Source organism: Rhizobium sp. 2MFCol3.1 (assembly GCF_000377565.1).
Classification (GTDB): domain Bacteria; phylum Pseudomonadota; class Alphaproteobacteria; order Rhizobiales; family Rhizobiaceae; genus Rhizobium.
This window is the reverse complement of sequence record NZ_KB898354.1, coordinates 344,667-368,688: the sequence shown is the minus strand read 5'-3', so window position 1 is coordinate 368,688 and position 24,022 is coordinate 344,667. Positions and strand designations below refer to the sequence as shown.

23 protein-coding genes are annotated in these 24,022 nt (G+C 64.6%); 12 read left to right on the top strand and 11 right to left on the bottom strand.

The features are described from left to right. Window positions 1–14: 14 nt before the first annotated feature. Genes D460_RS0104705 through D460_RS0104690 form a run of 4 tightly spaced genes read left to right on the top strand, consistent with a single transcriptional unit; the run spans window position 15 to window position 6,243 of the window. The gene (locus D460_RS0104705) at window positions 15–935 is read left to right on the top strand and encodes a DUF58 domain-containing protein (RefSeq protein WP_018897357.1); all 921 of its coding nucleotides are present in this window, start codon (window positions 15–17) and stop codon (window positions 933–935) included. Further along, the gene (locus D460_RS0104700) at window positions 932–3,742 is read left to right on the top strand and encodes a DUF4159 domain-containing protein (RefSeq protein WP_018897356.1); all 2,811 of its coding nucleotides are present in this window, start codon (window positions 932–934) and stop codon (window positions 3,740–3,742) included. Before D460_RS0104705 ends, D460_RS0104700 begins: the two co-directional genes overlap by 4 nt. A gap of 1 nt (window position 3,743) precedes the next feature. Next, window positions 3,744–5,813 carry a membrane protein gene (locus D460_RS0104695; RefSeq protein WP_018897355.1) on the top strand — a complete coding sequence of 690 codons (2,070 nt, stop codon included), beginning with the start codon at window positions 3,744–3,746 and terminating at the stop codon, window positions 5,811–5,813. 4 nt (window positions 5,814–5,817) lie between these two features. Further along, entirely contained in the window at window positions 5,818–6,243 is a 426-nt protein-coding gene (locus D460_RS0104690; RefSeq protein WP_018897354.1) for a GNAT family N-acetyltransferase, read from the top strand. Between the two features lie 27 nt (window positions 6,244–6,270). On the opposite strand, the gene D460_RS0104685 is transcribed toward D460_RS0104690, so the two are convergent. Then, window positions 6,271–6,942 carry a TetR/AcrR family transcriptional regulator gene (locus tag D460_RS0104685; RefSeq protein ID WP_018897353.1) on the bottom strand — a complete coding sequence of 224 codons (672 nt, stop codon included), beginning with the start codon at window positions 6,940–6,942 and terminating at the stop codon, window positions 6,271–6,273. Between the two features lie 68 nt (window positions 6,943–7,010). On the opposite strand from D460_RS0104685, the gene D460_RS0104680 reads away from it, so the two are divergent. Continuing rightward, the gene (locus D460_RS0104680) at window positions 7,011–8,138 is read left to right on the top strand and encodes an NAD(P)/FAD-dependent oxidoreductase (RefSeq protein ID WP_018897352.1); all 1,128 of its coding nucleotides are present in this window, start codon (window positions 7,011–7,013) and stop codon (window positions 8,136–8,138) included. 15 nt (window positions 8,139–8,153) lie between these two features. Here D460_RS0104680 and D460_RS0104675 read toward each other — a convergent pair whose 3' ends face one another. From D460_RS0104675 to D460_RS0104665, 3 genes are all read right to left on the bottom strand, one after another. After that, a complete protein-coding gene (locus D460_RS0104675; protein ID WP_018897351.1) occupies window positions 8,154–9,467 on the bottom strand; it encodes an MFS transporter in 1,314 nt (437 codons plus the stop codon). Between the two features lie 73 nt (window positions 9,468–9,540). Further along, window positions 9,541–10,041, bottom strand: coding sequence for an N-acetyltransferase (locus tag D460_RS0104670; protein ID WP_018897350.1), 501 nt, complete (start codon window positions 10,039–10,041; stop codon window positions 9,541–9,543). Window positions 10,042–10,253: 212 nt separating this feature from the next. Continuing rightward, complete coding sequence (locus D460_RS0104665) at window positions 10,254–11,357, bottom strand: aldo/keto reductase (protein ID WP_018897349.1); 1,104 nt, start codon at window positions 11,355–11,357, stop codon at window positions 10,254–10,256. A gap of 95 nt (window positions 11,358–11,452) precedes the next feature. Here D460_RS0104665 and D460_RS0104660 point away from each other — a divergent pair, with 95 nt between their 5' ends. Continuing rightward, window positions 11,453–12,343: a LysR family transcriptional regulator gene (locus tag D460_RS0104660; RefSeq protein WP_018897348.1), complete on the top strand. Its 891-nt coding sequence runs from the start codon at window positions 11,453–11,455 to the stop codon at window positions 12,341–12,343. Between the two features lie 116 nt (window positions 12,344–12,459). After that, entirely contained in the window at window positions 12,460–13,446 is a 987-nt protein-coding gene (locus D460_RS0104655) for a glutathione S-transferase family protein (RefSeq protein ID WP_018897347.1), read from the top strand. 21 nt (window positions 13,447–13,467) lie between these two features. On the opposite strand, the gene D460_RS0104650 is transcribed toward D460_RS0104655, so the two are convergent. Further along, window positions 13,468–13,905: an NUDIX domain-containing protein gene (locus D460_RS0104650; RefSeq protein ID WP_051110766.1), complete on the bottom strand. Its 438-nt coding sequence runs from the start codon at window positions 13,903–13,905 to the stop codon at window positions 13,468–13,470. A gap of 122 nt (window positions 13,906–14,027) precedes the next feature. On the opposite strand from D460_RS0104650, the gene D460_RS0104645 reads away from it, so the two are divergent. The 4 genes from D460_RS0104645 (at window position 14,028) to D460_RS0104630 (ending at window position 17,167) form a co-directional block, all read left to right on the top strand. Beyond that, complete coding sequence (locus tag D460_RS0104645) at window positions 14,028–14,936, top strand: metallophosphoesterase (protein ID WP_018897345.1); 909 nt, start codon at window positions 14,028–14,030, stop codon at window positions 14,934–14,936. Window positions 14,937–15,082: 146 nt separating this feature from the next. Continuing rightward, window positions 15,083–15,643: a hypothetical protein gene (locus tag D460_RS0104640; protein WP_018897344.1), complete on the top strand. Its 561-nt coding sequence runs from the start codon at window positions 15,083–15,085 to the stop codon at window positions 15,641–15,643. A gap of 173 nt (window positions 15,644–15,816) precedes the next feature. Continuing rightward, window positions 15,817–16,323 (top strand): RNA polymerase sigma factor, encoded by a 507-nt coding sequence (locus D460_RS0104635; RefSeq protein WP_018897343.1) that lies wholly within the window; start codon window positions 15,817–15,819, stop codon window positions 16,321–16,323. A 1-nt stretch (window position 16,324) separates the two neighbouring features. Beyond that, window positions 16,325–17,167, top strand: coding sequence for an anti-sigma factor (locus D460_RS0104630; RefSeq protein ID WP_018897342.1), 843 nt, complete (start codon window positions 16,325–16,327; stop codon window positions 17,165–17,167). Window positions 17,168–17,242: 75 nt separating this feature from the next. On the opposite strand, the gene leuA is transcribed toward D460_RS0104630, so the two are convergent. The 5 genes from leuA to D460_RS0104600 all read right to left on the bottom strand — a co-directional run bounded on the left by leuA (window position 17,243) and on the right by D460_RS0104600 (window position 21,836). After that, window positions 17,243–18,952: a 2-isopropylmalate synthase gene (gene leuA / locus D460_RS0104625; protein WP_018897341.1), complete on the bottom strand. Its 1,710-nt coding sequence runs from the start codon at window positions 18,950–18,952 to the stop codon at window positions 17,243–17,245. 348 nt (window positions 18,953–19,300) lie between these two features. After that, window positions 19,301–19,540, bottom strand: a complete 240-nt coding sequence (locus D460_RS0104615) for a hypothetical protein (protein WP_018897339.1) — start codon at window positions 19,538–19,540, stop codon at window positions 19,301–19,303. Then, entirely contained in the window at window positions 19,521–19,790 is a 270-nt protein-coding gene (locus tag D460_RS0104610; RefSeq protein WP_018897338.1) for a BrnT family toxin, read from the bottom strand. The genes D460_RS0104615 and D460_RS0104610 overlap by 20 nt, the downstream gene beginning before the upstream one ends. Before the next feature lie 37 nt (window positions 19,791–19,827). Next, a complete protein-coding gene (locus tag D460_RS0104605; protein ID WP_018897337.1) occupies window positions 19,828–21,006 on the bottom strand; it encodes a benzoate/H(+) symporter BenE family transporter in 1,179 nt (392 codons plus the stop codon). Between the two features lie 245 nt (window positions 21,007–21,251). Then, window positions 21,252–21,836 carry an ATP-dependent Clp protease proteolytic subunit gene (locus tag D460_RS0104600; RefSeq protein WP_018897336.1) on the bottom strand — a complete coding sequence of 195 codons (585 nt, stop codon included), beginning with the start codon at window positions 21,834–21,836 and terminating at the stop codon, window positions 21,252–21,254. A 225-nt stretch (window positions 21,837–22,061) separates the two neighbouring features. On the opposite strand from D460_RS0104600, the gene D460_RS0104595 reads away from it, so the two are divergent. After that, on the top strand, window positions 22,062–22,895 hold the full coding sequence (locus tag D460_RS0104595; RefSeq protein ID WP_018897335.1) for a DUF2076 domain-containing protein: 834 nt from the start codon (window positions 22,062–22,064) through the stop codon (window positions 22,893–22,895). A gap of 65 nt (window positions 22,896–22,960) precedes the next feature. Here D460_RS0104595 and D460_RS0104590 read toward each other — a convergent pair whose 3' ends face one another. Then, window positions 22,961–23,908, bottom strand: coding sequence for a sialate O-acetylesterase (locus D460_RS0104590; protein ID WP_026282789.1), 948 nt, complete (start codon window positions 23,906–23,908; stop codon window positions 22,961–22,963). Window positions 23,909–24,022: the final 114 nt, after the last annotated feature.

Here is a 24,022-nt window from a genome sequence, read left to right as displayed (position 1 = left end):
AGGAAGCCTCACGCGTGGCATCGATCGGACAGACCGTCACTCCGACCCCAGGCAGCGATGCCCTTGCACGTGCAAGGCAGCGCGCCAGCCTGCTGCCGGATTGCCTCGTCGAGGCCAAGCGGATCGCCAACACAGTGATCGCCGGCTGGCATGGCCGCCGCAAGCGTGGCATCGGCGAGAATTTCTGGCAGTTCCGGCCCTATAGCGAAGGCGAGAGCCTGGCGCGCATCGACTGGCGCCGCTCGGCCCGCGACGACCACACCTATATCCGCGACCGCGAGTGGGAAGCCGCCCACACCATCTGGCTCTGGGCCGACATGTCGCCGTCGATGATGTACAAGTCGACCTTCGGCAGCGTCTCGAAGGAAAGCCGTGCGCTCGTCATCATGCTGGCACTCGCCGAAATACTCGCCCGCTCCGGCGAACGCGTCGGCTGCCCCGGCGTGATGGAGCCGATCTCCGCCCGCAACGCCGCCGAGCGCCTGGCCGTCGCCCTGATGCACGCGCCCTTGACCGGTGGCCTGCCCGATACCGCCATGATCCGCGGCTCAAGCGATCTCGTGCTGATCGGCGATTTCCTCGACGACGCCGAGGCCGTGATGGCCCGCATCGGCCCGCTCGCCCGCCGCGGCCTGCGCGGCCATGTCATCGAGGTGGCCGATCCCGCCGAGGAGCTGTTTCCCTATACCGGCCGCACCGAGTTCACCGATCCCGAGACCGGCTCGAAGCTCACCTCCGGCCGCGCCGAAAATATCCGCGACGCCTATACGCGCGCCTATCTCGGCCGCCGCGATGGTCTTGGCCAGAGCTTGCGCCACCTCGGCTGGACCTTCGTCAGCCACCGCACCGATCACCTCGCCTCCGAGGCGCTGGTCGCCGTCCACATGCACCTCTCCGGCATGCCCGGGAAAGCAACGCATGGAGGCCAGCTGTGAACGCGCTTCCATTCGCCTTTGCCTATCCGGCCATTCTCGGCGCCCTCGTGGCGCTTCCCGTCATCTGGTGGCTGCTGCGCCTGACCCCGCCGCGCCCGAAGACGGAAGTCTTCCCGCCGCTGCGCATCCTCGCCACCGTTCTGAAGCGCGAGGAAACGCCGGCGCAGAGCCCCTGGTGGCTGACGCTGCTGCGCATGTTGCTTGCCGCCGCCGTCATCCTCGCCATCGCCGATCCCGTCTTCAACCCGCGCACCAGCTCGATCGCCGCGGGCGGCCCGCTCGTGCTCTTCGTCGATAATGGCTGGGCGACCGCGCCCGACTGGGAACGCCGCGTTGAGACCGCCGAGGCGCTGATCGACGACGCCGATAGCGCCGGCCTGCCCGTCGCGATCACCTTCACCGCCGACCCAAGCAATGATGCTGTCGCCGGCACCGCCGCCGTCGCCCGCGAAAAGCTGCGCGCCGCCGAGCCGCAGCCGCTCGTCCCCGACCGCCAGCGCGCCTTCGAGGCGCTGCGTGCGGCGCTGAACGGCGTGCATCCCGGCACGCTCGCTTTCCTGACCGACGGCGCCGCCGCCAAGGACAACGACGCCACCGTGCGCCAGCTTTCCGACCTGCAGCCCGGCCAATTGCGCCTGATCGCCGGCGACGCCGCCCAGACGGTGGCAATAACAGGCGCCAACAACGCCGCCGACGCCATGACCGTCACCGCGACCCGCCTCGACGGCGCCTCGGCCGCCACCCTGCCGCTGACCGCGCAGGACGCGCAGGGCCGCGCCATCGCCTCCGGCTCCGTCTCCTTCCAGCCCGGCCAGTCTGTCGCCTCAGGCTCGATTACCGCCCCCTTCGAGATGCGCAACGACTTCGCGCGGCTCAGCATCGACAACCACGCTACGGCCGGTGCCGTCCATCTTCTTGACGATGGCTTCAAGCGCCGCCGCGTCGTACTTCTGTCGGGCGAGGCCAGCGACAGCTTCCAGCCGCTGCTGTCGCCGCTCTATTACATCCAGCGCGCCCTGCAGCCCTATGCCGATCTGATCGAGCCGAACGCGCCCGACCTCGCCACCTCCATTCCGGATCTCCTGGCGCAGAACCCCTCGGTCATCGTCATGGCCGATATCGGCCGCCTGCCGCAGGAGACCTATGATCCGCTGCAGCGCTGGATCAACAATGGCGGCACGCTCATCCGCTTCGCCGGCCCGCGCCTGGCCGCCGCCCCCGCCGATGATCCGCTGGTACCGGTCACACTGCGCCAGGGCGAACGCGCGCTTGGCGGCGCGCTCTCATGGACCGAGCCGCAGCAACTGGCGGAATTCCCCAATTTCGGCCCCTTCGCCGGCATGGCGCGCCCAACCGATGTCACCGTCAAGCGCCAGGTGCTGGCCGAGCCGACGCCGGATCTGGCCGAACGCACATGGGCAAGCCTTGCCGACGGCACGCCGCTGGTGACGATGAAGCCGATGAATGCCGGCCGCATCGTGCTCTTCCACGTCAGTGCCGAGGCCACATGGTCCGACCTGCCGATCTCAGGCAATTTCGTCGAGATGCTGCGCCGTCTCGTGCAACTGTCGCGCTCCGGCGGCGTCACCTCGCAATCCGGCGGCGCCACCACCGCTGAAGCACTGCCGCCCTTCCGGCTCCTGACCGCCAAGGGCGCGCTCACCACCGAGACCGGCGCCGCGCGTCCGCTGATCCCCAACGCCAAGGCCGCCCCTCTGGCCAGCTTCGAAAATCCGCCGGGCCTCTATGGCTCCGAGGAAGGGTTCACCGCCTTGAACGTCTTGCCCGCAAACGCCGAACTCAAACCCCTCGATTCCTCGGGCGTGACGCTGGTGCGCGAAGGCCTGATCGGCGGCGAGACATGGTCGGCCAAGCCCTCGCTCTTCCTCATCGCCTTCCTGCTCCTGCTTGCGGACAGCCTGATCGTGATGTTCATGAGCGGCGCCTTCTCGCGCCTGCGCCCGGCAGCCCGTACGGCCGCGATGATCGCGGTCGCTGTCAGCGCGGCCTTCTTCGTGCAGCCCAGCCAGTCGCGCGCAGACGACAGCAAGCCCGGCGACGAGCAGATCTTCCAGCGGCTCGACAACACCCACCTCGCCTATGTCGTCACCGGCGAGGCCGAGGTCGATCGCATCTCCGAGCGCGGCCTCGAGGGCCTGACGGAATATCTCACCTTCCGCACCACGCTCGAACCCGCCGCCCCTGTCGGCCTCGACCTGACGAAGGACGAGCTCTCCTTCTATCCGATCATCTACTGGCCGATTTCCGCCACCGCGCCCATGCCGTCTGCCGCCTCGATCAACCGCATCGACGCCTATATGCGCGCCGGCGGCACCGTTCTCTTCGACACCCGCGACCAGTTCAGCGCGCTCGACAACAGTGGCGGCAGCAGCGCCAATGGCGAACGGCTGCAGCAGATCCTCGCCAATCTCGACATCCCGCCGCTGGAGCCGGTCCCCTCCGACCACGTGCTGACCAAGTCCTTCTATCTTCTGTCGAGCTTCCCCGGCCGCTATGCCGGCAGCCCGCTCTGGATCGAGGCGCGCCAGGACAACCGCTCCAACAATGCCAAGTCAGCGGCAACCGCGGACGGCGTCTCGCCGATCCTGATCACGGGCAATGATTTCGCCGGCGCATGGGCCGTGGACGACAATGGCGTCCCGCTGCTGCCGACCGTGCCCCCTGACGAGGCGCAGCGCGAATACGCCTACCGCAGCGGCGTCAACATCATGATGTATATGCTCACAGGCAACTACAAGACCGACCAGGTCCACATCCCCGCCCTCCTCGAACGGCTGGGACAGTGACATGACGGTTGATTTCGCGCCCTTCATCCCCTGGCCGCTGCTTGCCGGCCTGACCGTCATTGTCGTCGCCATTGCCGCACTCGCCATCGTCAGGGGCGTACGCGGCGCCTGGATCCGCACCGTCGCGGCTCTGGCGCTTTTGGCAGCGCTTGCCAATCCGCTGCTGATGCAGGAAGACCGCGAGCAGCTCTCGACTGTCGTCCCCGTTATCGTCGACCGCAGCCAGAGCCAGCAGACGCCCGAGCGCATCAAGATGACCGACGACGCGCTTGCCGCTCTGAAGGACCGCCTCGCCCGCTTTCCGAATGTCGAGCCGCGCTACGTCGATGCCACGGAGCCGGAAGATTCCGACGCCCCCTCGACGCGCCTCTTCAACGCGCTGTCTGCCGCTGTCGCCGACGTGCCGCCCGCCCGCATCGGCGGCGCCATCATGCTCACCGACGGCCAGATCCACGACGTGCCCGGCGTCAACCAGGCGCTCGGCTTCGACGCCCCGATCCACGGCCTGATCACCGGCAAGGCCAACGAATTCGACCGCCGCATCGAGGTCATCAAGGCGCCGCGCTTCGGCATCGTCAACGAGGAGCAGCAGCTGGTGCTGCGCGTCTTCGACGACGGCCCGAGCCCCGGCGGCACTGCCGACGTGACGGTGAAGCTCAACGGCAACGAGATCGCCACGCTGCAGGCAACGCCCGGCCGCGATACGCCCTTCTCTTTCAAGGTCGAGCGCGGCGGCAGCAACGTGCTGGAATTTTCCGTCGCCGCCCTTCCCGGCGAAGTCACGCAAGCCAACAACCGCGCCGTCCACGTCATCGACGGCATCCGTGAGAACCTGCGCGTGCTGCTTGTCTCCGGCGAGCCGCATGCCGGCGAGCGCGCCTGGCGCAACCTGTTGAAATCCGACGCCTCCGTCGATCTCGTGCACTTCACCATCCTGCGCCCACCGGAAAAGCAGGACGGCACGCCGATCAACGAGCTGTCGCTGATCGCGTTTCCGACCCGCGAGCTCTTCGTCGACAAGATCAAGGATTTCGACCTGATCATCTTCGACCGCTACCAGCATCGCGGCGTGCTGCCGATCCTCTATTACGATTACATCGCCCAATATGTCGAAAACGGCGGCGCATTGCTGATCGCCGCCGGTCCCGAGCACGCCGGCCCGGATTCGATCGCGCTGACGCCGCTCTCCTCGGTTCTCCCCGCCGCCCCGACCGGCCAGATGGTCGAAAAAGCCTTCTATCCGCGCCTCTCCGACGAGGGCAAGAAACACCCGGTCACCCGTGGCCTCGACGGCTCCACCGACGAGCCGCCGCATTGGGGCCGCTGGTTCCGCTCGGTCGGCGTCGAGCCGCCGCAGGGCGAGACCGTCATGGTCGGCGCCGACAACAATCCGCTGTTGGTGCTGAACCGCGCCGGCCAGGGCCGCGTCGCCATGCTCCTGTCCGACCAGGGCTGGCTCTGGGCCCGCGGCTTCGAAGGTGGCGGCCCGCACGTCTCGCTCTATCGCCGCGTCGCCCACTGGCTGATGAAGGAACCGGCGCTGGAAGAAGAAGCGCTCACCGCCCGCGCCTCCGGCCGTACGCTCGAAATCACCCGCCAGACCATCGGCGACAATCCCGGCAACGCCACCGTGCGCTACCCCTCCGGCAAGACCGAGACGCTACCGCTCGTCCAGTCCGAGCCCGGCCTCTTCAAGGCCGAGAAGCGCATGGACGAAATCGGCCTCTTCGAGATCCGCAACGGCGAGATGAGCACGCTCGTGCATGTCGGCGCCGTCGATGCGCCGGAGTTCAAGGCGATGATCTCGACGCCTGACGTGCTGAAGCCGATATCGGACAAGACCAGAGGCCTCGTCGCCCGCGTCTCGGATACCGACGGCAATGTCGAGATACCGCCGATCCTGCCGGTGCGCGGCCAGATCCGCGTCGCCGACAATGACCGCATGCAGATCCGCCTGACCAACGAGACGGTGCTGAAGGGCATCAACACGCTGCCGCTCTTCGCGGGCTTCGCCGGCGTCGGCATCCTGCTGCTCGCCTTCGGCGCCATGTGGTGGCGCGAGGGCCGCTGACCTGATGCCACAACTCGAACTGACCGCCACACCCTCCCCCGATGACCTCGCGGTCATCGGCGAGACCCTCACCGCCTTCAACCACGCCGACGTCGGCCCGGCCGATCGCCGGACGTTGGCGGTGCTCATCCGCGACGGGGATGGAACGGTGATCGGCGGCCTCTCCGGCTACACCGCCTGGGGCTGGCTCTTCACCCAGCTGCTCTTCATCCCCGAAAACCACCGCGGCACCGGCCTCGCCGGCCGCCTGCTCTCCATGGCCGAACACGAAGCCGCCAATCGCGGCTGCCACGGCGCCTGGATCGACACCTTCAGCCCAACGGCGCTCAAGGCCTATCTGAAACAGGGATACGAGATCTTCGGCGAACTGCCGGAATTCCCGAAGGGCCGCAAACGGACGTTTCTGCGCAAGGCGCTCGGCCAGTCCTGAACCTCATCGCGCAATGCGGACTCTGGACTAGCGGCGGGCGATGCCGTTGAGGATGAAGTCGATGCCGGCGAGAAAATCCGTCCGGTCATCGTGAGCAGGCAGTCGCGCCGCGATGCTGTTCGTGAACGGGTACTCCGCGGGGTCCAACTTCGACCAGACGGACGACATTTCTCCAAGGAAATCAGCCCGGTCGAGATTGCGCTCCCGAGCCAGCTGCGCGTTGGCGGCGTTCTGACCGCTGACGCCGAGAATATAGCTCAACAGCGCCGAAACCGCTGCCCACTGCACGTCATCAGGCACGCCGAGCGCGCGAACCTGCTGGCCGACGCGCTCGAGAATCCGCACCGTCGGCAATTGCCCCGCGGCCCGCGCGAGCGTCGCTCCGACCCACGGATGCGCGTCGATCGCATCGAACATGTCGAGCGCGAGCGCGCGGATCGCCGCCTCCGGGACCGCGCTTTCCGGCAGCACACCCAGCGTCCCGGCAACGATGGCGTCGCAGGCTGCAATGAGCAGATCGTCCTTGCTGTCGATATGCCAGTAGATGGCCCCGGCGCCGGTTTCGAGCCGTAGCGACAAGGCCTTGAATGTCAGCGCGCCCTCTCCGCTGCTGTCGAGAATCGCAATCGCCGCTTCGACGATGCGTTCCCGTGAAAGCGAATCCTCCCGCCGCTGCTTGCCATGAGCCGTTTTTATCATGTCTCATCTTGACATGAATGGAACGACATTCCAACTATGGAATGACATTCCATTATCGAGGAAGTAGAATGAACACTTCGATTTCAATCATCGGGGCCGGCCTCGGCGGACTGATGCTTGCCCGCGTTCTCCACGTTCACGGGATCGCTGCGACGGTCTATGAGGCCGAGGCATCGGCAGAGGCCCGCGCGCAAGGCGGCATGCTCGATATCCACGAGTACAACGGCCAGGCCGCACTGAAGGAAGCCGGTCTCTACGAGCAGTTCCTCGAGATCATCCACCCCGGTGGGCAAGCGTCGCGGGTCCTCGACAAGAACGGCATCGTTCTCCGGGACGATCCCGACGACGGCACCGGCGCTCGCCCCGAAGTGCACCGCGGCGACCTGCGCTGCATCCTCCTCAACTCGCTTGCCGCCGACACCGTGCGCTGGGGAAGCAAGCTCATCGAAGCGTCGCCGCTCGGCGGCGGCCGGCACGCTTTGGCCTTTGCCGATGGATCGACGGTCGTGACCGATCTCCTCGTCGGAGCCGACGGCGCCTGGTCGAGGGTTCGCCCGCTTCTCTCCGAGGCGAAGCCGACCTACGCCGGCACCGCGTTCATCGAGACATACCTGCTCGACAGCGACACGAAGCACAGAGCGAGTGCCAAGGCCGTCGGCGGCGGTGCCATGTATGCGATGGCACCGGGCAAAGGCATCACTGCCCATCGCGAGCCGAATGGCGTGTTGCACACCTACGTGCAATTGAACAAGCCGCTGGACTGGTTCGCCCAGATCGACTTTTCCAACCGCGCAACGGCCATGGCGCGGATCGCCGAGGAGTTCGCCGGCTGGGCGCCCGAGCTGACCGCCCTCGTTACCGATGGCGACACCGGCCCCGCCCTGCGCCCGATCCATGCGCTGCCGAACGACCACAAATGGGAGCGGGCACCGGGCGTGACCCTGCTCGGCGACGCCGCGCACCTGATGTCGCCATCCGGCGAAGGCGCCAATCTCGCCATGTTCGATGCCGCTGAACTCGCCAGGGCGATCACGGCCAATCCGAACGATATCGAAGCGGCACTGATGGCCTATGAGGCCGAGCTTTTTGTCCGCAGCGCGGTGGAAGCGTCAGAGTCGGCGGAGATCCTGAAGATGTGCCTCGGCCCTGAAGCGCCCGGTAGCCTGGTCGATTTCTTCAGCGCCGCGAAAGCCTGACCGGCCGCTCCGGGACTAGTTCAGCGCCACCTGCCGCGTCTCCGAATCGATCGCCATGGCCGCCACTGCCGAGATCACGAGGAAGCCGGCGAAGAGGCCGATCGCAACGCCGAGCCCTTCGGAAACGACCAGCGCCATCAGCGACGGTGCGAGCAGTCCGCCGAGCCTAGCGACGGCACCCGCCGTACCCATGCCGGTCGCGCGCACCGCGGTCGGATAGAGTTCCGGCGTATAGGCATAGAGTGCGCCCCACGTCCCAAGTAGCGCGAAGCTCATGATCAGAAGCGACGCCCCGACCATGATATCGACGCTGGAGACGACGAACAGCAGGCATCCCGCTGCCGATAGAAGGCAGAAGCCGATCAGCGTCGGCTTGCGGCCCCAGGCCTCGACGCCATAGGCGGCGAGCGCATAGCCGGGGATCTGCGCCAGCGCGACGAAAACCAGGAAGCCATAGCCCCGGACGAAGCCGAAGCCATCGCCCGCAAGCTTCGCCGGCATCCAGGTGAAAACACCGTAATAGGAGACCGACACGAGGAACCAGATCGCCAGGATCATGACAGTGCGACGGCGAAGCGCGCCCGAAAACACGCCTTCGGAGGCCGCATGCGCCGGCGAGACCAGCTCGTCGTCGGTGCCAAGTGCCGGCTTACCATTGGCCACAAGGACCCGATTGATCGTCGTCTTCGCCTCCTCGCCGCGCCCGCCGCGCAGCAGATAGAGCGGCGATTCCGGCACGAAGAGGCGGAGGCCGAGCCCCAGGATGGCAGGCACCGCTGTCACCGCGAAGATGTAGCGCCAGGCATCCTGAACGCCCGCGACGCTGGCAGCCCACGCCGCAAGCGCCACGATCAGCGTCCCGATCGCCCAGAAACCCTCCAGCGCCACCAGCCAGCGACCACGGCTTTTCGACGGCAGGAACTCCGCCATCATCGCGTAATCCACCGGCAGCGTGCCGCCGACGGCCACACCGGTGAGAAACCTGAGGACAAGCAGGATGGTGAAACTCGGCGCGAAAACCGACAGCGCCCCGAACACCGCATCGCAGGCCACCGTCAGCAACAGCACATTGCGCCGCCCGACCTTGTCGGCCAGCCGGCCGAAGGCGTAGGCGCCGATCAGCATGCCAAGGAAGAACAGTGTTCCCGTCTGCAGCGCCTGCGGCACCGTCAGCCCGAAGCTCGCGGCGATCGAGGCGGCGGTGAAGCCGACCGCCAGCACCTGCATCGCATCCGCCGTCCAGACGAGGCCGAAAATGCCGAGAAGCCGCCGTTGAAACGGTCCGGTCCCCGCGCGATCCAGCGCCTCGTCGATTGAAATGCGACCCATGCCTTCTCCCCCTCAAGCATCTGAAAGACCACGCGAAGCGCAGCCCCTGTCATAGCTCAATAGAACAGATGGCCTATTTGCGCCAGCCGATCGTGCCCTTCAGCCGGCCATGCACGTCCCCGCCGAGCGGCACGACAAGCACCCGGCCCGGATCGACCGGTCCCGGAAAGGTCAGCGCGTTATAGGCGACCTTCTCGAAGCCGAGCGGCCCGTAATAGGGCGGATCGCCAACGAGGATGACGGCCTCGGAGCCCTTGCGCTTGGCCGCTTCCACCGCGATCCGCACAAGCTCGCGGCCGATGCCGCGGTTCTTGTGCGAGGGGCGGACGGCGAGCGGGCCGAGCAGATGGCCGGGCACGTCGCCGGCCATGACGGGTGTCATGCGGACGGAGGCGATCGTCTCGCCGTCATCGGCGCAGATGAAGGACAGCGACAGATCATGCGGCCCCTGCTCGCGGATGCGGGCGGCGGCGCGGGTGTGCCGGCCGGGGCCGAAAGCTTCTTCGTTGATGTGTTCGATAGCGGCGTCGTGCGACGCGTCCTCAGTGAGGTAGACCAGATCGTGCTTGTGCATGAAGAGACAGAAACCGGATAGACAAAATGATGGGTTCTCGAACACGCCCTTGGGCGTTCGGGAGCATCAGCGTCGTCGCAGGGTTCTGTATGCGCACATCAAATCGGGTTCCTGAAATCGTGGAAAGGCCGATAGCAGGAAAAAAATCGGTCGTCTATGGGAAAACGTAGCGATGGAAGCCACCGCCGTCGAAACGGCGGTGGCAGCTGATATCATCCCCTCGGCCAGCGCTCGACCGTCTGGCCGCCGAACAGCCGGCTAGTCGGCATCTGGAAGATGAAATAGGGGTTGAGCAGCGGCAGCGCGCTTGCCTGCTCGAGCCTCTCTAGCATCGCGTCGTCGAAATCAACATCCAGCGAAGCGATGTTCTGTTGCAGCTGCTCCACCCGGCTGGCGCCGATCAGCACCGAGGAAACACCGGCGCGGCGCGCCACCCAGGCAAGCGCCACCTCGGCTGCCGACCGGCCGATCTCGGCCGCGACCGACGTCACCACATCGACCACATCGAAATTGCGCTCGGTAAACAGCATGCCGCCGAAAGGATTGTCGCCGTTCAGCCGGCCGTTGCTGCCGCTTACCGATGTCTCCGAGGTCTTGTCGGGCAAGGCAGTGGCCCGCCCGGCCTCGGCCAGCATCTCGCGGCCGTATTTGCCGGTCAGAAGGCCGGCCGCAAGCGGGCTCCAGGGCACCATGCCAAGCCCGAATTCGGCGCCGGCAGGCATGAGGTCGAGCTCGACGCCGCGATCGATCAGCGAATAGGCATATTGCAGGCCGATCGGCTTCGGCAGCCCATGCGCCTCGGCCAGCGTCGCGATCCGCGCCACATACCAGGCGGGCGTGTTGGAAAAGCCGTAATGCAGGATCTTGCCGGCGCGCACGGCATCGGAAAGCGTCTGCAACACTTCATCGGCCGGCGTCGTCTGGTCCCACACATGCATCCAGTACATGTCGATATAGTCGGTGCGCAGCCGCTTCAGCGATCCCTCAATGCCGAGGCGGATGTTCTTCGCCCCGTTGCCGCCCCAGAGCGGCGTGCCCGCGCCGCGTGGAAATCCCGATTTGGTCGCCATCACCAGCCGGTCGCGCTGCCCGCTGTCGGAGAGAAACGCGCCGAGCATCTCCTCGCTCTTCCCCGCCGAATAGATATCCGCCGTATCGATGAAATTGCCGCCGGCATCGACATAGGCGTCGAACAGCGCCCGCGAGGTCTGCTCGTTGGCGCCCCATCGCCCGGCGCCGAAGGTCATGGTGCCAAGCGCCAGCGGGCTGACGATCAGTCCCGAGCGGCCGAGGGTGCGATAGCTGGTAAGGTCCATATCCGTGCTCCTTGTTCACACCCCTCCATTTAGGCCGGCACAAGCCACGGGATTAGCGGTTGCCCGTCGCATGAACTTGTGAGCAGAATGCAGCAATGGAACGCGGAACGCTCAACGATCTCCTCGCCTTCGCCGCCGTCGCCCGCGAGCGTAGTTTTACGCGCGCTGCCGCCGTCCTCGGCATGTCGCCCTCGGCACTCAGCCACGCGATGCGCGGCCTGGAGGAGAGATTAGGCGTCCGTCTGCTTGCCCGCACCACCCGCAGCGTGGCTCCCACCGAGGCCGGCGAGCGGCTTCTGCAATCGCTCAACCCGGCGCTTTCGGATATCGAAGGCGGCCTCGAGGCGCTGGCCGGATGGCGCGACAACCCCTCCGGCACGGTCCGCATCACCACCTTCGCCTATGCCGCCCGGATGGTGCTGGTGCCGAAGCTGCCCGCATTCCTGCTCGCCCATCCCGATATCAACGTCGAGGTGATCATCCAGGACGGGCTGACGGATATCGTCGCCTCAGGCTTCGACGCCGGCATCCGCCTCGGCGAAACGGTGGCGAAGGACATGATCGCGGTCCGTGTGGGGCCTGAGCTGCGCACCGTCGTCGTCGGCACGCCCTCCTACTTCGCCCGCATCCCGCCGCCGGAAACGCCCTATGATCTCGAGCGCCACGCCTGCATCGGCTATCGGCTGACGACCTCGGGCGGACTGCTTCCCTGGGAGTTCGAAAAGGACGGCAAGGAGATCAAGATCCGCACCAGCGGCCCCCTCATCGTCAACGATGGCGAGCTTCCGGCCGCAGCCGTGCGCGCCGGCGTCGGGCTCGGCTATCTGATGGAGCACGACGTGGCCGACGAGATCGCCTCCGGCGCACTGGTGCAGGTGCTCGACGACTGGTGCCCGCCCTTCCCCGGCTTTCACCTCTACCACCCGAGCCGCCGCCAATCACCGCCGGCGCTGCGCGCGCTGATCGCCGCCTTGAGCGTCAAGTAGCAATCGCACCGTTGGCCGCAATCAGCGCGTGACGCACTGTTCAATTTTTGCCCCACTGCAAAATCCGCCCAAGCGCGATATCTAACGGGCAACGAAAGATCGAAGGAGTAGACACCATGGGTATGCTGGTCGACGGCGTCTGGCAGGACGTCTGGTACGATACGAAGGAGACCAAGGGTCACTTCAAGCGCGCCGCCTCGCAGTTCCGCAACTGGATCACGCCGGATGGCAGCGCCGGTCCGTCGGGCAAGGAAGGCTTCAAGGCCGAGGCCGGGCGCTATCATCTTTACGTCTCGCTCGCCTGTCCCTGGGCGCACCGCACGCTGATCTTCCGCAAGCTGAAGCGTCTGGAAGACCTGATCTCGGTCTCCGTCGTCGATCCGCTGATGCTGGAAAAGGGCTGGGAGTTCAAGGTCGGCGACGGCGCCACCGGCGACCCACTCTTCGGTGCCAAGGCGCTCTCCGACATCTACGTGAAGGCCGATCCGCACTATTCCGGCCGCGTCACCGTGCCGGTTCTGTGGGACAAGAAGACCAACACCATCGTCAGCAATGAATCCGCCGAGATCATCCGCATGTTCAACAGCGCCTTCGACGCGCTGACCGGCTCGACCACCGATTTCTATCCGCAAGATCTGCGCGCCGAGATCGACGATCTGAACGCGCTCATCTACGACACCGTCAACAACGGCGTCTACAAGGCAGGCTTCGCCACCACCCAGGACGCCTATTCGGAAAGCGTGCTCAAGCTCTTCGAAACGCTCGACATGCTGGAAGACCGCCTCGGCAAGGGCCGCTACCTCTTTGGCGACCGACTGACCGAGGCTGACTGGCGGCTCTTCACCACGCTGGTGCGCTTCGACCCTGTCTATGTCGGTCACTTCAAGTGCAACATCCGCCGCATCGCCGACTATCCGAACCTCTCGGCCTATCTGCGTGATCTCTACCAGACATCAGGGATCAAGGAGACGGTCGATTTCCGCCACATCAAGGACCACTATTACCGCAGCCACAAGACGATCAACCCGACCGGTATCGTCCCCGTCGACCCGGAACTGGACCTCGACCGCCCGCACGGCCGCGGCGAACGCGCCGCCGCCTAGACGTAAGCTATACAGCCCGGCCTACCAGACCTGGTCGGGCTGCCGCTCTCCGGCGATCTCGGCAAGGCGACGGTGCGTCGACGCCGTTGTCCCCTCCGGAAGCGCGTCGAGCGCGAAGAAACCGCATTCGACGATCTCGCGATCCGGCAGTCGCGGCGCCGTCTGCTCGACCTTGGCCCGGTAGAAGACCACATGGTCGCGCCGCGTGGCCGATGTATTGAGATAGACCTGAACGAGCTCCGGCCGTCCGACAATCACGAGATTGCCCTCCTCGCGCAGCTCCTTGACGAGCGCGTCCTCGGCCGTCTCGTTGCGCTCGATACCGCCGCCCGGCATGTGCCAGCCGGGCACGTAGCTGTGGCGCACGAGAAACACATAGCCCCTGTCATCGAAGCAGGCGGCGCGCACGCCCATGGTCATTCCGCGCGCGAAGGCGAAGTAGATATGCACGACGCGCATCATCAGGCGCGATTGCCAGTGGCGGATTTCTTTCACGCGTCTTCCAATTCCATCAATCCGTTCAAGCAGATGTGCGAGGAGATGTGTTTGAAATACGGCTGCCGTGAGCTATGTGTGCACCCATGTTCAAGCTCGCGCACATTTCAGACGTCCATCTCGGGCCGCTGCCCCACATCTCTTTCCGTGAACTCTTTTCCAAGCGTATCACCGGCTTTGTGAACTGGCATCGCAATCGGCGCAAGCACCTTTTCGGCGGCACGCTGGATCTGCTGCTCGACGATATAAGAGAAAAGCAGCCGGATCACATGGCGATCACAGGCGATCTCGTCAATCTTGCGAGCGGTCTTGAAATCCGCGCCGCGGCCGGCTGGCTGCGCGAACTCGGCGACCCCAAGGATTACTCCGTCGTTCCCGGCAATCACGACGCCTATGTGCCCGGCGCCTACGAAAAGTCGATGCGCGCTTGGTACGATAACGTGCGCGGCGACCTCGCCCCTGCCGAATGGCAGGAAAACAAGCACATCTTCCCCTATCTGCGCATTCGCGGAAAAGTCGCGATCGTCGGCTGCTCGACGGCGGTGGCAACGCCCCCCTTCGCAGCCAGCGGCTTCTTCGGCGAGCGGCAGGCCCGCGAGACCGTGAACATGCTGCGCGCCGCCGGCGAAGCCGGACTGTTTCGCGTTGTCATGATCCACCACCCGCCGATCCGTGGCGCCACATCCTTCCATAAGCGCATGATCGGCATCCGCCGTTTCGCCGCCGTCATCTCCACCGGCGGTGCCGAGCTCGTGCTGCATGGCCACACCCACCTCAACACCGTGCACTGGCTGCGCGGCCAGACCGGACCGGTTCCTGTCGTCGGCATCGCCTCGGGCTCGCAAGGCCCCGGTGGCTCGAAGCCGCCCGCCGCCTACAATCTCTTCAGCATCGACGGCTCCCCCGGCGCCTGGAGCCTCAAGGGCGAACGCTTCAGCCTCAGCCCGTCGGGCGACGACATCAACCCGGAAAGCGTCGATATCTTCAGGCTTTAGCGCCATTTGCGGAATCAGTTTCGCGGCAAGTTGAATCACCACGCGAAGACGACGAAAAACCGCCGTTCGCAACCGATCGCCTCTTGGTATTTCCCGATCTAGGCGTACACTCCTTATATTAGCGATCTGATGTCAGGAGACGTCGCATGCCATCCACGACCCGTACGCTCCGCGGCCTGGCGCTCGCCGGCTGCCTCGCCCTCACCTTCTCTGCCCCCGCCTTCGCCGCCGGCGAAGAGACCGACGAAACCAAGCCGCCACCAAAGACCGAAACCACCACCAAGTGCGCCGACGGCAAGGTCTGGGACAAGAAGAAGAAGGAATGCGTCACGCCGAACAAGCAGACCTTCAACGACGACGATCTCTACAAGGCCGCCCGCGAATTCGCCTATGCCGGCCAGTACGACAACGCCATCACCGTGCTCAACCTCGCCCGCAACCAGAACGACCCGCGCATCCTGAACTATCTGGGCTACGCCAATCGCAAGGCCGGCCGGATGGAGCTTGGCATGTCCTATTATCGCAAGGCGCTGCAGGCCGACGGGAACTATATTCTCGCACGGTCATATATGGGCCAAGCTTTGATGGAACAGGGTGATGAACAGGGCGCGCGCGTGCAGTTGGTCGAGATCCGCGACCGCGGCGGCGAGAACACTTGGGCCTACCGCTCGCTCCTTCAGTCGCTCCGCGGCTACAGGACCTATTGAGCCCGAGGGATCACCCGAAAAAAGCTTTGGGAACCCGTGAGATAAGTGGCCTTTTGCTTGCGAAGCAGCGGCGATTTGTTTCATAAAGGACACAGAGACGATATAATTCGCACATGCGCCTGGTCACGGCTCCGTAACGGCTCCCGATACCAGGCATTCACCTTGGGAAAACCATGCGTCAACCTGTGACGACCATCGATATCAGACGCGATCTAGTGGGTCTTCTGCCCCGGTTGCGGCGGTTCGCGATGACGCTCGCGGGTGATGCGGCGGGCGCCGACGAACTCGTCCAGGCCGGCTGTCAGCGGGCGATTGCCAAGAGCAATCAATGGCAGGGCGAAGGTCGGCTCGACAGCTGGGTCTACACGTTGATGCGCCAGCAATGGAGCGAGGACCACCGCAAGCGCAAGCCGCATGCGGTCAACAAGACCAACGTCACCGATATCCGCACGGCCACGCGCGACCGCGCCGCCATCATCGATTCCGACGCGATCCACCGGATGATCGCGGAGATGCCCGAGGGCATCGCCAGCGCCTTCCTGCTGGTGTCGATCGAAGGCCATGGCTACCAGCAGGCCGGCGACATCATGGGCGTCGCCCCCACCCTCATCATGTCGCAACTGGCGCAGGCGAAACTGCACTTCGCCAGCCTCGCCGACGACCATTCCCACAGGTTCTGATTTGCTCGACTTCAAGAAACTGCCGCTCGATGCCCAGCTGACCGCCCTTCTCGATGGCGAGACGACGCCCGAGCAGAAGCACGAGCTGGAACAGCGCCTGGCAACCGACGACGGCGCGCGGCGGATCTACGACAAGCTGCGCAACGGCGCCGATTTCGGCAAGCGCCGGCTCGACGACATCCTGAAGGAACCGGTTCCGCTGGCGCTGGTGCGCTCGATCAAGAGCGTGCAGCCGCCCAAGGCCCCGGTCGCGCCGCGCCAGTCGCGCCAGCCGTTCAAGTTCGCGCCATCAGGCCCGCAGGCGCTGGTGGCCGCGATCGTGCTTCTCATCGCAGGCTGCGGCATCGGCTATATCGTCGGCACCGGCCATACCGCGGCGCAGACCGCGCAGGCCGTGGATGCCGCGCAGGCCAGCGAGGCAACCGAATGGCTGGGCGACATGCTCGCCAACCAGCGGCTGCTGGCGCGCCAGCCGCGCCACATCTTCGAAGTCCCGGCCACGCAGCCGGAAGAAATCTCCACCTGGCTCACAACGACCGTCGGCGTCGCCTTCCGCGTCCCCGATCTCGTCTCCGAGGGCTGGACCTTCCAGGGCGCCCGCGTGACCTTGGCCAACGGCCGCCCGGTCGGCCAGCTGGTCTACACCAGCTCGGACGGCGACCTCGCCACCATCGCCTTCCGCAAGGACAACCAGCCGGATGATGCCGAGGATTTCAAGGAAACGATCCGCGACGAGATCGGCCTGGTCACCTGGCACAATGCCGGCACCTCCTACATGCTGATCGGCCCCTCCTCCGAGGCATCCCTCAGCCAACTCGCCATGCAGATCGCCACCGCGATTTGAACCACCAGATTTAAAGCGCGCATGAAAAAGCGGGCGCCGCATCCGACGCCCGCTTTGTGATTCCGTGGCCTACAATCAGGCCTTGCCGGCCCTCACATCAAGCACCCGGTTCGCCGCCGAGACGATCGCTTCCAGCGATGCGCCGACGATGTTGGTGCTGATGCCGGCGCCGAAGAGCTTGCCGCCGGGATAGGACGTCTCGACATACGAAATCGCCGAAGCGTTCGAGCCGTGCTGCAGCGAGTGCTCGGAATAATCCTGCACCGCCATCTCGACCCCGAGATACTCCGAGAGCGCATTGATGAAGCCGTCGATCGGGCCGTTGCCGCGCCCTTCGATCGTCTTCGTCACGCCGTTATCGGTGATCTCGGCGGAAACGACGCGAACACCCTTGTGCTCGGGATCGGCGAAGGTCTGGTGATCGACAAACTTGATGCGGCCCTTCGGCTGCGTCACGTAGCGCTCGATGAAGTGATCGTAGATCCGCTTCGACGGCAGTTCCTTGCCCTCTTCGTCGGTGATCCGCTGGATCTCCTCGCGGTACTCCACCTGCAGGTTGCGCGGCAGGTTGAGGCCGTAATCCTGCTGCAGGATATAGGCGATGCCGCCCTTGCCCGACTGCGAGTTGATGCGGATGATCGCCTCGTAGGAGCGGCCGACGTCCTGCGGATCGATCGGCAGATAAGGCACTTCCCATACCGGATGATTGGCGACCTTGATCGCCTTCATGCCCTTGTTGATCGCATCCTGGTGCGAGCCGGAAAACGCCGTATAGACCAGTTCGCCGACATAAGGGTGGCGCTCGCCGATCGGCATCTGGTTGGAATATTCGAACACGTCCTTCATGCGCACGATATCCGAGCAGTCGATCTCCGGATCCACACCCTGCGTGAACATGTTGAGCGCCATCGTCACGACGTCGACATTGCCGGTGCGCTCGCCATTGCCGAACAGCGTGCCCTCGACACGATCGGCGCCGGCCAGCAAGGCCAGCTCGGCGGCAGCGATGCCTGTGCCGCGGTCGTTATGCGGGTGCAGCGAGATGATCAGGTTTTCGCGATTGTCGAGATTGCGGCACATCCACTCGATCTGGTCGGCATAGACGTTCGGCGTCGCCATTTCGACGGTCGATGGCAGATTGATGATCAGCTTGTTGTCTGGCGTCGGCTTCATCACCTCGATGACCGAGTTGCAGATCTCCAGCGCCACTTCCAACTCGGTGCCGGTAAAGCTCTCCGGCGAATATTCGAAGCGATAGCCGCCGCCGGCCTTGGCCGCCATGTCGGAAATCATCTTCGCCGCGTCGACCGCGATCTGCTTGATGCCGTTGACATCCTTGGCGAATACCACGCGGCGCTGCAGCTCGCTGGTGGAATTGTAGAAATGCACGATCGGCTTGTTGGCGCCTTCCAGGGCTTCAAAGGTGCGCGTGATCAGCTCGGGACGGCACTGCACCAGCACCTGCAGCGACACGTCGTCGGGCACGTTGCCCTGTTCGACACACCAGCGCGCGAAGTCGAAATCGGTCTGCGAGGCCGACGGGAATCCGATCTCGATTTCCTTAAAACCCATGTCGAGCAGCAGCTGGAACATCCGCGCCTTGCGGTCGTGGCCCATCGGGTCGACCAGGGCTTGGTTGCCGTCGCGCAGGTCCACGGAACACCAGATCGGCGCCTTGGTCAGCGTCTTGGTCGGCCATGTGCGATCGGGGATGTTGACCTGCGGATAAGGGCGATACTTCATCGCCGCGTCAGGCATGCCGTGGGAGCGGGTCTTCGTGTCCATGTCTTCTCTTCCTATTCCCGTCATCTGGCCGCGTCATAGCGCATGGCCTGCCTGTTGGCGATGACGAATCCGGCGCAAAGCGTCCGGTTGATCGATTTTTGGGATATGTGAAGAGGAGCTATGGCCGGCGGGCTTTGGGCCGCCGGGCGCTCCTCAACGGACCCGGCAACCGCGCGTAAGGCCGAGGAGAAGAAGCGAGGTCAGGGCGCGCGTATTGTCGCGCAGGGCGATACGCCCGCGTGCAATCTGCTCAGAAATCATGATGCCCGTGCTCTTCATGCCGGCCTGTATAGCCGCCGCGCGAAAAACTGGCAAGTGCCTGCCCATCTTTTTGCCAGCTGCACGAATTCAGCGCTGCCCGACGGCCGAAAGACGCTCCGCGATCCAAAGCTGAATCAGATCCTGCCGCGACACCCCAAGCCGCTTCGCCTCGGTATCCAGCGCACGCAACTCATCGACGGTGAGATCGAAGGCAACAGGTGTCAGTTCCTGGCCCGGCCCGCGAGCCGTCGTCCAGTCGAGATATTCGCTGATATCCTCGCCGTCGTCGAACTTCTTGTCGAGTTCTTCAGCCGAAATGGTCTTCATAACGCTGCTTCTCCATGTCCCGCGCGCGCCGCACCGAGATGATTCTGACGGCGCTTCCGCGCCAGGTATAAAACGCAACCCAGTGCCTACCGCCGATCTTCCCGATCAATGCAAAGCGCGGCTCGTTCGACGACTTTGCTCGAACGACTAGATAGCGACTATACCGCCAAAGGGCCTGCGCCTCAATGAAATCGATACCGTGCTTGTCCTTGTTGCTGGCGCTCTTGCCCGGATCGAATTCAAATTCCATTTCCGAGCCTCGTTGAGAGCTTGCAACTCCCGATATGCTACCTCGATTTCACAAATCGCTGCAACGCCATCATCAACCCGCCGGCTAGGAGCCCCCAGAAGGCTCCAGAAATGCCGCCGAAGGAGACGCCTGATGCCGTCACCAGGAATGTGATCGCCGCCGCTTCCCGCGTATCGGGTGCCTGGAAGGCCGCCATGGCCGAGCCCGAGAAGGCACCCACCAGCGCAAGACCCGCCACCGCCTGGATCAGGATCGGCGGCGCCAGCGCCACCGATGCGGTCACCGCACCCGCAAGCGGCCCGAGGATGAGATAGCAGATGCCGCAGACGATCACCGCCCAGTAGCGGCGCTTCGGATCGGGATGCGCGTCCGGCCCGGCGCACATGGCCGCCGTGATCGCCGCCAGATTGACGGCATGGCCGCCAAAGGGGGCCGAGAGCAGCGAGAAGAAGCCGGTCGAGGCGAACAGCGGCCCCGGCTTGGTCTCATAGCCGTTGACCTTCATGACCGCGATGCCTGGAATATTCTGCGAGGCCATGGTGACGATGAAGAGCGGCAGCGCAATCGACACGAAGGCCGGCACGTTGAACACCGGCATGACGAATTCAACCGTCGGCACCAGCGAGCGCTTGACGGTATCAAGCGCGCCCACGGGCACATCGACCCCGAAGACCACGACCAGCACGAATGCCGCCAGCGCCGCCGGCACAGCCCAGAGCCGCTTGAAGGCGCCGACAACGATCCAGGCAAGCACGATCGGCAGCCCGAGCAACGGATTGAACCCGACAGCCTTGACCGGCGCGAAGCAGAGCCCGATCAGCACGCCCGCAAGCATCGCATTGGCGAGCGGCGCCGGTATCGCCGCCACCGCCCGCCCGAGCGGCCTGAACAGCCCGGCGATAACGATCAGCAATGCGCAGATGATAAAGGCCCCGACGGCCGCATTGAACCCGCCCTCGACCACGCCGGTAGCCGCCAACAGCGCGCCCCCTGGCGTCGACCACGCCATGCTGATCGGCAGCCTGGAGGTTACGCTGAGCACGATCGCGCAAATCCCGAGCGAGACCGACAGCGCCATCAACCCTGAAGCCGCCTGCGCCTCCGTCGCGCCCACCGCCTGCAACCCGTGCAGCACGACGGCAAACGAACTGGCGAAACCGACGAAAGCGGTGAGGACGCCCATGAACAGGGCCTGCACGGAGAAGTCTTTAAGCATGCGGGGACTCGGAGCGAAGAATGGCGTCACGCAGCCGTATCGCAAACGGGGGCGCAAGGCCAGATACACCCACTCCCCTCATTCTCGCCCTTGTGGCGGGAATCCAGCCGACGCACGTCCGCGCGGCGAAAGACTCTTCCCGACCCAAAGCCATGATGAGGGAATTAGCTCCATCCCCACAAAAACAAAAAAGCGCCCTCGCCCGCCAACATCCGGCAAGCGAGGGCGCTCTCATCTCAATCCGATCAGATGTCGCTCTGCGACGTCACGATGCGCGAGACCAGGCCGTAGGCCTTGGCTTCCTCGGCGGAGAGCCAGTAGTCGCGGTCGGTGTCGGCGGCGATCTTTTCGTAAGACTGGCCGGTTGCGTCAGCCATGATCTTGTTCAGGCGCTCGTTCATCTTGATGATTTCGCGTGCCTGGATTTCGATGTCGGACGCCATGCCGCGCGTGCCGCCCGAGGGTTGGTGCAGCAGGAAGCGGGTGTTGGGCAGGCAAAGGCGCTGCTCCTTGGGCGCGGCGACATAGATCAGCGCGCCGGCCGAGGCGACCCAGCCGGTTCCGATCATCCAGACCTTCGGCTTGATGAACTTGATCATGTCGTGGATCGAATCGCCGGATTCGACGTGGCCGCCGGGCGAATTGACGTAGATGCGGATGTCCTCGTCGCTGGCCGCGGCAAGCGCCACGAGCTGCGAGCAGACCTTCTGCGCCAGTTCCTGGTTGATCGGTCCATAGATGAAGATGGAACGCGACTTGAAAAGGTTCGCCTCCGTTTCCTTGCCGAGCGGCAGTTCCTTCGTCTTGTCGTCCTGGTCTTCGTCGTTCATTCGAACCTCTCTCACGTAAATTCGGGTTCCCCGCACATAGTGCGACTCAATGCGTAAAACAATGCGTGAAAAAGACAAGCCACGGAACGGGTGAAGATATGGTTAGGGGTCATTGGCTTACTGAAATGTAACTTGTGGAGGCTTTGAAAAGTCTCAATCCGTTCCTACGTCCTTCTCAAGCGATCCACTTGAGACCACATGCGCACGCAGCAAAGGAGACAGCCGATGTCACCCGAAGAACGCCAACTCCTGACCGCGCTTTTCGAGCGCGTCCGCACCGCAGCCGCAACGCCGCGCGACCGCGACGCCGAACAGCTGGTCGAGCAGAGCACCCGCGAGCAGCCCTATGCGGCCTACTATCTGGCCCAGGCCGTGATCGTCCAGGAAAAGGGCCTGGAGGCCGCCGCCAATCACATCAAGGAACTGGAAGAGCGCGTCCGCCAGCTCGAGGCGGATCAGAGCGACACCCACAAGGCCGAACAAGGCGGCGGGTTCCTCTCCTCCATCTTCGGCAGCAGCCAGCCGCCGCAGCAGCGGCAGCAGCCGGCACCTTCGGATGCCGCATCACCAGGCCCATGGGGCAGCGCCCCGCGCCAGCAGATTCAGCAAAACCAGGGCTTCGACACCGCCCCGCGCATGCAGCAGCAACCCTCCGGCCCCTGGAGCCAGCAGGCGTCTGCCCCGTCGGCAGGCGGCAGCTTCCTGCAGGGCGCGCTCGGCACCGCGGCCGGCGTCGCCGGCGGCATGCTGCTTGCCAATTCGCTGAGCGGCATCTTCAGCGGCAACCACATGTCGTCGCTTGGCCTCGGCTCGGGCGCGACGCCAGCAAGCGCGCCGACCGAAGAGACCGTCATCAACAACTATTACAACAATGACGGCGGCAGCCAGCAGGCATCCAACGATGCCGACAACACGCGCCACGTCGCGGACAATAACGTGGCCGATAACAACGACAACAACAATGACGACAGCGGCCTGCGGCAGGCCGATTACGACAACGACGACGACAATTTCGACGATCAGTCCGACTTCGGCAGCGACGACAGCTTCAACGTCTGACGATCGCCGTGAACGCATCAGGGGCCGCGCTGAAGCGGCCCCGCCAAGCGAGCGCGTAAGCATCCTTATTGCGACGAAGCCTGCAACTGCGGGCCTGCAAGCAGCAGATCGCGCCACGCGGCCGTAACTTTCTCGGCACCCGAGGCCCCGATGTGGCAATCGTCGTAGCGGTCGTCGCCGTTGAGCAGCACGTCCGAGTTCACGCCCTGCACGATGCCGTTGCCGCTCTTGGGCAAAGCAAGCTGCGCCCGCTCGATCGCATTGTCCACGGCATGCTGCTTCAGCCCGCCATTCCTGGGCTCAAGGCACTTGGTCGCCACCGAGATGTAGACCGGAGCTGCGACCCCAAGCCCACGCAGCGTCCCGACCATCGACAGGAAACGCTGTTCGTAATCCTGCGTGCTGGTGCCCAGGACGAAATCGGCCTCTCCCTGCACCCAAAGCACGCTGGTCACGCGGTAGCCGGCGTCGTGAAGCTTTTTCGTGCTGTCGGCGAGCACCGGGTTGATGTCACCGCCTTCGGCCCACCGCGCCACCGCGGAGCCGGAATAGGCAACCGGCGCGATGATGACATTGTCATACCGCCCGGATGCGATCAGCGAATTGCCGATCTCAGTCCAATACTCTCCCTTGGTGTCCGTCGAACCGAGAAGCGGCGATGCGGCGATGAAGCAATGGCCGTCAAAGGCGTTGATCACCCGCTCGCCATAGGTCGATCTGTGACGCTGGCCGCCATCATTGGCGGCATTGGACTGCCCGATCACCAGCAAGACGGCGGTGCGGTCGGTCTGAGCGGGACACGAGACAGCCGTTTTCGTCTCATCCCCGATGAGGCGCTCCTTGTCGTCGAACGTATATCGGCTTGGCGGCAGCGGTTCGGTTTCAGACCCCACGATCTGGTGCTTCATCGCGGAGAGCTGCGGCCAGGGAAAGATCTGATGGCGAGCGCTCATGCCGCCGGAGACGAACACCGCAAGCAATGCGGCACATCCGAAAATGAGATTTCGAAGCATCCGAGCACCTGATTGTTGAAGGTATCGATGGCTGTCCGTGGGTACCGCCGCTTGCAACTGCCCACTCGCCCAAATTGTTTTTCAGCAGATTAGATATGAAACTCAAGACTGCAA

Bases quoted from the DNA above. Each gene is read 5' to 3' on its own strand.
- D460_RS0104695 (WP_018897355.1), top strand. From the start codon at position 3,744: ATGACGGTTGATTTCGCGCCCTTCATCCCCTGGCCGCTGCTTGCCGGC.
- D460_RS0104690 (WP_018897354.1), top strand. From the start codon at position 5,818: ATGCCACAACTCGAACTGACCGCCACACCCTCCCCCGATGACCTCGCG.
- D460_RS0104685 (WP_018897353.1), bottom strand. From the start codon at position 6,942: ATGATAAAAACGGCTCATGGCAAGCAGCGGCGGGAGGATTCGCTTTCA.
- D460_RS0104680 (WP_018897352.1), top strand. From the start codon at position 7,011: ATGAACACTTCGATTTCAATCATCGGGGCCGGCCTCGGCGGACTGATG.
- D460_RS0104675 (WP_018897351.1), bottom strand. From the start codon at position 9,467: ATGGGTCGCATTTCAATCGACGAGGCGCTGGATCGCGCGGGGACCGGA.
- D460_RS0104670 (WP_018897350.1), bottom strand. From the start codon at position 10,041: ATGCACAAGCACGATCTGGTCTACCTCACTGAGGACGCGTCGCACGAC.
- D460_RS0104665 (WP_018897349.1), bottom strand. From the start codon at position 11,357: ATGGACCTTACCAGCTATCGCACCCTCGGCCGCTCGGGACTGATCGTC.
- D460_RS0104660 (WP_018897348.1), top strand. From the start codon at position 11,453: ATGGAACGCGGAACGCTCAACGATCTCCTCGCCTTCGCCGCCGTCGCC.
- D460_RS0104655 (WP_018897347.1), top strand. From the start codon at position 12,460: ATGGGTATGCTGGTCGACGGCGTCTGGCAGGACGTCTGGTACGATACG.
- D460_RS0104650 (WP_051110766.1), bottom strand. From the start codon at position 13,905: ATGCGCGTCGTGCATATCTACTTCGCCTTCGCGCGCGGAATGACCATG.
- D460_RS0104645 (WP_018897345.1), top strand. From the start codon at position 14,028: ATGTTCAAGCTCGCGCACATTTCAGACGTCCATCTCGGGCCGCTGCCC.
- D460_RS0104640 (WP_018897344.1), top strand. From the start codon at position 15,083: ATGCCATCCACGACCCGTACGCTCCGCGGCCTGGCGCTCGCCGGCTGC.
- D460_RS0104635 (WP_018897343.1), top strand. From the start codon at position 15,817: ATGCGTCAACCTGTGACGACCATCGATATCAGACGCGATCTAGTGGGT.
- leuA (WP_018897341.1), bottom strand. From the start codon at position 18,952: ATGGACACGAAGACCCGCTCCCACGGCATGCCTGACGCGGCGATGAAG.
- D460_RS0104615 (WP_018897339.1), bottom strand. From the start codon at position 19,540: ATGAAGACCATTTCGGCTGAAGAACTCGACAAGAAGTTCGACGACGGC.
- D460_RS0104610 (WP_018897338.1), bottom strand. From the start codon at position 19,790: ATGGAATTTGAATTCGATCCGGGCAAGAGCGCCAGCAACAAGGACAAG.
- D460_RS0104605 (WP_018897337.1), bottom strand. From the start codon at position 21,006: ATGCTTAAAGACTTCTCCGTGCAGGCCCTGTTCATGGGCGTCCTCACC.
- D460_RS0104600 (WP_018897336.1), bottom strand. From the start codon at position 21,836: ATGAACGACGAAGACCAGGACGACAAGACGAAGGAACTGCCGCTCGGC.
- D460_RS0104595 (WP_018897335.1), top strand. From the start codon at position 22,062: ATGTCACCCGAAGAACGCCAACTCCTGACCGCGCTTTTCGAGCGCGTC.
- D460_RS0104590 (WP_026282789.1), bottom strand. From the start codon at position 23,908: ATGCTTCGAAATCTCATTTTCGGATGTGCCGCATTGCTTGCGGTGTTC.